Source organism: Flavobacterium sp. HJSW_4 (genome assembly GCF_042436695.1).
Taxonomy (GTDB): domain Bacteria; phylum Bacteroidota; class Bacteroidia; order Flavobacteriales; family Flavobacteriaceae; genus Flavobacterium.
In genome coordinates this window covers 124,051-132,701 of sequence record NZ_JBHNPP010000016.1, presented here as the reverse complement: position 1 = coordinate 132,701, position 8,651 = coordinate 124,051, and the positions used below count along the sequence as shown (strand labels likewise).

At 37.7% G+C, this 8,651-nt stretch carries 2 protein-coding genes; both read right to left on the bottom strand.

Translation table 11 applies throughout. The annotated features are described in order from the left end of the window. Positions 1 to 4,237: beta strand repeat-containing protein (locus ACE01P_RS15875; protein WP_379699663.1), on the bottom strand; the 4,237-nt coding region annotated here is incomplete at its 3' end. Positions 4,238 to 4,645: 408 nt separating this feature from the next. Beyond that, the gene (locus ACE01P_RS15870; protein WP_379699660.1) at positions 4,646 to 8,515 is read right to left on the bottom strand and encodes a T9SS sorting signal type C domain-containing protein; all 3,870 of its coding nucleotides are present in this window, start codon (positions 8,513 to 8,515) and stop codon (positions 4,646 to 4,648) included. Positions 8,516 to 8,651: the final 136 nt, after the last annotated feature.

The following is an 8,651-nucleotide window of genomic DNA, read 5'->3' as shown; positions in this document are numbered from 1 at the left end:
TTGCTGTTCCGGCCGGAATAGCAATGCTGATTGGACTAGATGGTAAAGTTGCATCTGTAACAGCAACAAAATTATTTGTCGGACTGGCATTCCAAGTAATACTATAGGTAGTTGGTGCATTCGTTACAGCACTATATGGCAATGTTGCGCTTTGCCCAATTGAACTTGTACATACTGCAGTAGCTACTCCTAATGTTATTGTTGGTAATGGATTTACTGTTACTGTAAAATTATTTGCCGTTGAAACGCATCCATTTGCATTACTTACTGTTAATGTTCCTGTGTATGTTCCTGCAGCAGTACCAGCAGGAACTGCAATACTGATTGGAGTAGATGTTAATGCAGCATTTGTAACTGCTAAAAAACTATTTGTCGGACTGGCATTCCAAGTGATGCTATAGTTCGTTGGAGAATTTGACGTAGCATTATAACTCAGATTGGCCGTTTGCGCTGAAGGACTAAAACAAACTGGCGTGGTTGTACCAAGTGTAATAGTCGGCAATGGATTTACAGTAATTGTAAAATTGTTTGCCGTTGAGACGCACCCGTTTGCATTACTTACCGTTAAAGTTCCTGTATATGTTCCTGCCGCTGTATTAGCCGGTATCGGAATAGTAATCGGACTAGCGGATAATGTTGCATTCGAAACTGGAGCAAAAGTATTTGTCGGACTCGCATTCCAAGTGATGCTATAAGTAGTAGGTGCATTCGTTACAGCACTATAAGGCAATGTCGTACTTTGCGGATTTGAACTTGTACATACCGCGGTGGTCGCGCCTAATGTTATTGTCGGCAATGGATTTACAGTAACCGTAAAATTATTTGCCGTTGAAACGCACCCGTTTGCATTACTTACCGTTAAAGTTCCTGTATAAGTTCCTGCCGCTGTATTGGCCGGTATCGGAATAGTAATCGGACTAGCGGATAATGTTGCATTCGAAACTGGAGCAAAAGTATTTGTCGGACTCGCATTCCAAGTGATGCTATAAGTAGTAGGTGCATTCGTTACAGCACTATAAGGCAATGTCGTACTTTGCGGATTTGAACTTGTACATACCGCCGTAGTCGCGCCTAATGTTATTGTCGGCAATGGATTTACAGTAACCGTAAAATTATTTGCCGTTGAAAAGCACCCGTTTGCATTTCTTACCGTTAAGGTTCCTGTGTATGTTCCTGCCGCTGTATTGGCCGGTATTGGAATAGTAATCGGACTAGCGGGTAATGTTGCATTTGAAACTGGTGCAAAAGTATTTGTCGGACTGGCATTCCAAGTAATGCTATAAGTAGTTGGCGTATTCGTTACAGCTGTATAAGGCAATGTTGTGCTCTGTGCAACTGAACTTGTACATACTGCGGTAGTTGCGCCTAATGTTATTGTCGGCAATGGATTTACAGTAACCGTAAAATTATTTGCCGTTGATACGCATCCGTTTGCATTACTTACCGTTAAGGTTCCTGTATATGTTCCTGCCGCTGTATTAGCCGGTATCGGAATAGTAATCGGACTAGCTGGCAAGCTTACGTTTGAAACTGGTGCAAAAGTATTTGTCGGACTCGCATTCCAAGTGATGCTATAAGTAGTTGGCGCATTGGTTACAGCCGTATAAGGCAATGTCGTGCTCTGCGCAACTGAGCTTGTACATACTGCGGTGGTCGCGCCTAATGTTATTGTCGGCAATGGATTTACGGTAACCGTAAAATTATTTGCCGTTGAAACGCATCCGTTTGCATTACTTACCGTTAAAGTTCCTGTGTATGTTCCTGCCGCTGTATTAGCCGGTATCGGAATAGTAATCGGACTAGCTGGCAAGCTTACATTCGAAACTGGGGCAAAAGTATTTGTCGGACTCGCATTCCAAGTGATGCTATAAGTAGTAGGCGCATTCGTTACAGCCGTATAAGGCAATGTCGTGCTTTGCGCAACTGAGCTTGTACATACTGCGGTGGTCGCGCCTAATGTTATTGACGGTAATGGATTTACAGTAACCGTAAAATTATTTGCCGTTGAAATACATCCGTTTGCATTACTTACCGTCAAAGTTCCTGTATATGTTCCTGCCGCTGTATTAGCCGGTATCGGAATAGTAATCGGACTAGCTGGCAAGCTTACATTCGAAACTGGTGCAAAAGTATTTGTCGGACTCGCATTCCAAGTGATGCTATAAGTAGCAGGCGCATTAGTTACAGCCGTATAAGGCAATGTTGTGCTCTGCGCAACTGAGCTTGTACATACTGCGGTGGTCGCGCCTAATGTTATTGTCGGCAATGGATTTACGGTAACCGTAAAATTGTTTGCCACTGAGACGCACCCGTTTGCATTTCTTACCGTTAAGGTTCCTGTATATGTTCCAACAGCAGTTCCAGCGGGAACCGCAATACTGATAGGACTGGACGTTAACGTTGCATTTGAAACTGGCGCAAAACTATTTGTCGGACTTGCATTCCAAGTAATGCTATAGGTCGTTGGTGAATTTGTTGTAGCAGTATAATTCAGATTGGCCGTTTGAGCGGAAGCACTAAAACAAACTGGTGTTGAAGTACCAAGTGTAATAGTTGGAAGACCACTTACTGTAACCGTAAAATTATTTGCTGCTGATGTACAACCGTTCGCATTTTTTACGGTTAATGTTCCTGTATATGTTCCCGCTGCTGTATTTGCAGGTATCGCTATATTAATCGGACTTGCTGGTAAAGCCAAATTTGAAACTGGTAAAAAAGTATTAGTTGGACTGGCATTCCAAGTGATGCTATAAGTATTTGGCGTATTTGTTACAGCCGTATAAGGCAATGTTGTACTCTGCGCACTTGAACTTATACAAACTGGAGTAGTAGCACCTAATGTTATTGTTGGTAATGGATTTACTGTTATAGTAAAATTAGTTGCCGCAGCAGATACACATCCAGCTGCATTACTAACTGTTAGAGATCCTGTATATGTCCCAGCCGGAGTTCCTGCAGGAACGGCAATGCTTATTGGACTTGCTGGTAAAGCAGCATTTGTAACTGGCAAGAAACTATTTGTTGGACTTGCGCTCCATGTAATACTGTAATTTGTTGGTGTATTAGTAACCGCCGTGTAAGGTAATGCTACATTCTGCAAACTTGCACTTGTACACACAGCAGTCGTTGCTCCTAAAGTTATGGTTGGCTGAGCACTTACTATAATATCCACAACATTATTCACACTAACAGATGAAGTACAATCTGCTGAAGTTAAAGAAGTAACAGTAATAGTACTATTCCCTAAAGTCGTCAATGGTGTTGCTGTAAAACTTCCTGATCCTGCAGTTGTCACTACCATCGTTGCTATTTGTCCTACATTATTTGGTCGGCTTATGTTGTATGTTACCGTATACGTACCTACTGGCAGACTTGCTGCAGTACCCGTTAGCTGTACTTGTACAGTACTTCCTGTACAAACATTTGGAGCAGATATTGCAGTTAAACTATATGTTTTACAAGTATAACTAACAGTAGCTTGACCTCTTGCACCGCTTCCTCCAATTTGTGAATTATTAGAACTTAAGCCTCCTCCGCCTCCGCCACCACTGTTTCCGCCATTAGTTCCTGCTAAATCTGTTAACAATAGAGTAGATTGCGCAGCACCTCCTGCTCCTGCTCCAGTGACTGTACCATAACCCCCTGCATTTCCACCGGCACCAGATACAAGAAGTAAGCTTAATCCAGCAACTCTACCATTTGTACCACTTTCTCCTGGTGCTGTTGCTAGATTTCCAATAGCTCCAGTTCCGCCGGCTCCGCCAGTGGGTACAGAAGTGGTTGCAATATTCGCATTTCCTCCAAAACCTCCAGGTGCATTGAAAACAGCTGTAAATCCTGTTATATTTGATGCTCCTCCTGCAACTCCATTACCAGCTCCTCCTGCTGTAGCTGCTCCAACCACAACACCCAAACTCGATAATCCTGTAGTAGTAATCGTCCCTTTTGCGTAAGCTCCACCGCCTCCGCCTCCGCCGCTTCTTCCTTCTAAAGGTGTCACCTTAGCACCTCCTCCAGCACCTCCCGCACCCCATGCTTCAACAGTAACAGCATCCATACCCGCAGGAAGAAGTAAAGTACCGCTTGCAGTAAATGTATGAGTTCTCGTTTGTGCTTCTAAAAAAGAAGTATAAAAAATTGATAGAATTAAAATTAGAAGAAACTTTAATTTTTTGTGAAGATCATTTAGGGCAAAAAAACTGAAAGAACTCAGCGTAGTAAGTAAATCTTTTTTCATCTTGTGGCATTTTAGTAATTGAAAAACAAATTCAAACTCAAAAAGATTAATTGTAAAATCAGGAAGACAAGTCTTAAGAAATACTCCTATTTACAATCAATTTAAGGCAGATACAAAACAGTTTGTTAAACTGTATTTTTTGAAAAAAAAATTTAATTGAAGGGCTTGTAGAAAAGCATTTAATCGGTTAAAAATGTATTTAATCGACTAAATACAACTACAAGGTACGATTTTATTTACATTGAAATTATCAATGTAGTATTAAACCCATAATTTTAACACCTAAATTACAGAAAATACAAAAAATAGGAAAAAACTGTTAATTTAGAAAAAACAAACAGTTAACTAATTAAAAATCAACAACATAAACAAAACAAAAAGGATTTTACTGAATAAGTTCAGTTACTTTTAAAAAATCACTTTTTTCGAAGTTGATTTGCCACTTTCAAAAATGGCTTTTACTAATAAAACTTGATGTGAAGAAAACAAGTTTTGGATAATTAGGTTTTTAGTTTCAAGCTTATCTTTTTTATATAATTGATTTCCTGAAACGTCAAATATTGCTACCTCTTTTAAATTCTCTTCAAAAGATTCAACATTTATATTATGATTTTTAACTGATATTAAAACATTTGTAGAATTGCTTTCAAATCCTTTGTTTGTTAGAGTTTTATTGGTGTAAACTATCGAAAACCGATCATTAAAAGTACCTGCTTCAGAATTAAATTGGTAGGATCCATCAGAAAGGTTATGAACGCTATTTAATTTTTTATCTACTAGAAAAATAGATTTATTGATGAAAAAAGCATCTTGATGATCTATTTCAAGTTTGAAATTATCCCCGACTGTGGTTGAATAGCCTAAAGCAATTGAATCACTTTCTGAAAATGGCAATTCACGACCTTGAATCACAAGCTTTTTACCTTCTATAACGCTATAAAAATCTACTGGTGTTCCTGAACTTAAATATTCTGCATCATAATTCGAATCTAAAGAATTGGAAGCGCCAGTTGCATAACCTAATAAAAGCTGTTTAAACTCATTTCCATCATTTCTAATATTTAACCAAAACCTATGTTTTTCATTAATGGTTTTTAATTCTGAAACTCGGGCTGGTCGATAAAAAGATGTGTTTTTATCTCGAACTCTCATGCTATTATTAAATTCTAAATAACCTGTTTCATTACTTTTTACAAAAAACGCTTGTCCAGAAGCGATTGTTCCATCTGGTGCATCATTACTAACTCCCGAATTTAAAGCTGAGCGAGTACCAACGCCTCCCAACAAATTGTAAACTGCAAAATCATTAATAGTATAACGATATGTGTTGGTTCCTGGAATCGTAATTCTTGGCGGTGTATTATGTGTCCAAAAATATAGTGCCCCTTTTGTTTTTGGAGCATTCTCTCTTAAGAAAACATCTGCGCTTATTGCGCAAGGGTAAGGATTACCAACTAAATAAAACTTATCAGTCGCGATAAGTTCAATTTTTATTTTACCATTATTTGGGATCCCTTTAAAAACACCTTCAAATATTGTGCGTTCTGTAGCAGAAAAACTTTGTGGTGCTCTAATGCTATACCCACTGCCCGGAATCATTGTCATTGTTCCATTCATGTTTGTTTTCCAATACAAAATCGGGTCATACCAAAAATATTTGTCACCAAGCGTTTCAGGTGAAAAATCGAACATTTTCATATCTGCAACGGGTGAAGACCAGTAAGTAAGATCAAATCGAATTACAGGTTTTGTTTTTCTTTTTACATGCACAATTCCTGTATTTACCATCTCGTCATCGTCTTGGTACAGACCTGCAGAATCTTCTAAAACGAGTGTCCCATCACCTGTGTAAGCAAACTCTATGCTGAGTGTATTTTTTTCAAGTAAGGTGACCGTTTTCCCTTTTTCAATATTACAACCGCAAATGTTAGTCGCTGTTAAATTTGGAAAACTCTCTTTAAAGTAAACATCCTTACCAGCAGAAGGAAAGCCGTTAGACCACGAAGCCCCATCCCAAGTTGTTGTATTAACGCAAAGTTTTAAACGAGCAATTCTATGTTTTGAAATACCTGAAACGGAATTGAAATTCCCTCCAATTATCAATTTATAATCTTCACTAAAATTCATTGCGTACAGCGTATTGTTTAGTGGAGCTACAAAAGAACTGTCATAGGATCCCGAAGGCAATAATCGAATCAATCTTGAGGAAGAAATAGTGTTATATGTTCCTGAAAAAGTTCCTCCAACTAAGATTCTATCATCTGGTTGCACTAAAATAGCACGAACATCACCTTTACTAAAACCTACGCCTGAATGGAATGTACTATCAAGACTTCCATCGCTATTTAATCGAAGAATCCGTTTTTCTGAAATGCCATTGAAATTCAGAAAAGAACCTCCCACAATAATTTTCTGATCGGATTGGAGTGTAATGGCATAAACATACTTATCGAAGCCATTTCCGATATTAAAATTTGCATCAATACTTCCATCTGGATTCAACCTTACCAAACCCGCAAAAGGGAATCCATTAAAACTCTTAAAATGTCCCCCAATCAGAATCTTTCCGTCTGATTGTATCACTACACTTTCTATAGTACCATCAGCACCAGAGCCTATATTGAAACTCGGATCTTTTGTTCCATCTGAGAGTATTCTAACAATTCTATTGACAGTTGTTCCATTATATTTTGTGAATGCTCCAGTCGCAATTATTTTCTGATCAGACTGAATTGCTAGCGCATAAACTTCTGCATTAAATCCGTCGCCAATGTTAAAGGAATTATCAATTTCTCCATTTGAAAATATTCTAACAATTCGATTATAAGTAACTTCATTATATTTTGTAAAATTCCCTCCTAGCACAATCTTTTCATCAGTTTGTAAAGCGGTAGTTTTTATCAAATTATTACTTCCAGAATTTCCAGTGTTAAAAGCAGGATCCATCATTCCGTTTTCTAATAAACAAGTAATTTGGGAAGCTAGATTTCCATTAAACTTTTTAAAACTACCACCAACAATTGTTTTTTTGTTTGGAAGAGGCAAAATAGTAAGAACAGAATTATTGAATCCGATTCCGGAAGCTAGATATGAAATATCATGTTCTCCGACATTATTAATTTTTACTAATCGGCCCTGATTTTGGCCATTAAAAACAGTAAATGAACCTCCCGCAAACCAAGAATTTTCGTCGTCAAATTCTAAAGCAAGTACCGAAGCAGATGCAGGTCCAGGACCAATATCAAAATTCGGTTTTACACTCCCGTCTGATTGGAGAAAAATTAGTCTTATTACTTCTGTATTATTATAAAATCCAGTAAAGGAGCCTCCAACCATGATGTCTCCATTTTTATTAATCTTGATGGTTTGAACCCCCTCTTTGCTGAAACCAGAACCACTTAAAAAACTTTCATCTGGGGTTCCATCTTCATTCAAACGAATAATTCTATTCGCGATATTATTATTGAAAAGAGTAAAATTACCGCCTAAAACCATTTTCCCGTCAGATTGAAGAGCAATCGCATTGACATCATCGTTGAAACCTACACCAATATTGAAACCAGAATCAATGGTCCCGTTAGGGTTTAGCCGAACTATACGATTTACGGAAACGCCATTGAATGAAGTAAAATTGCCAGTTAGAAGTATTTTCTGGTCTGATGAAATCCTTACATGCGTAACATTTAATGCAGACCCAGAACCGGTAAGAAATGTAGCATCGGGTGTTCCGTCTGGCATTAAGCGCACTACTCTGTTTACAGTATTATTGTTGTATTTTGTAAAACTTCCTACAACAATTATTTTTCCATCAGACTGTAAAGCGATGTCATATATGATTCCTGTAGTTGCTCCAATTGCAGTATCAAAAGTGGTATCATAAGAACCGTCAGTATTTAAACGAATTATTCTTCCAGAACTAATTCCATTGTAATTTGTAAAGCTGCCTCCAACTATAATTTTTCCATCTGCTTGTAAACAAGAAGCATAAATTTTACCATTAAAACCTGCTCCAGTATTGAACCTTTCATCTATAGATCCATCTGGATTTAAGCGACTCAGATAAGAAATAGATGTTCCATTCAAACTCAAATAATCACCGCCTACAAGTAAATTGCCGTCTTTCTGTATAAGTAAAGTTCGAACTGTACTGTCAAAACCATCACCAATTTGACCATTATCTAAAACATTGAATGTGCTGTCAACTTTGCCCTGTTGTGGGAAAATCTTTTGAATCGGTAGTGATATCAGAACTAACGAATAAAATAAACTTTTAATCAAAACTATATAATTAAATTCACAATTGTAAGAATCGGATTAAATTTATAAAGCCTTCATAAAAAATACAATACCAAGATTTAGGGATATTTCGTAAAATAAAAAAAGCCCATTCTTTATAAAAAGAATGGGCTTTTTT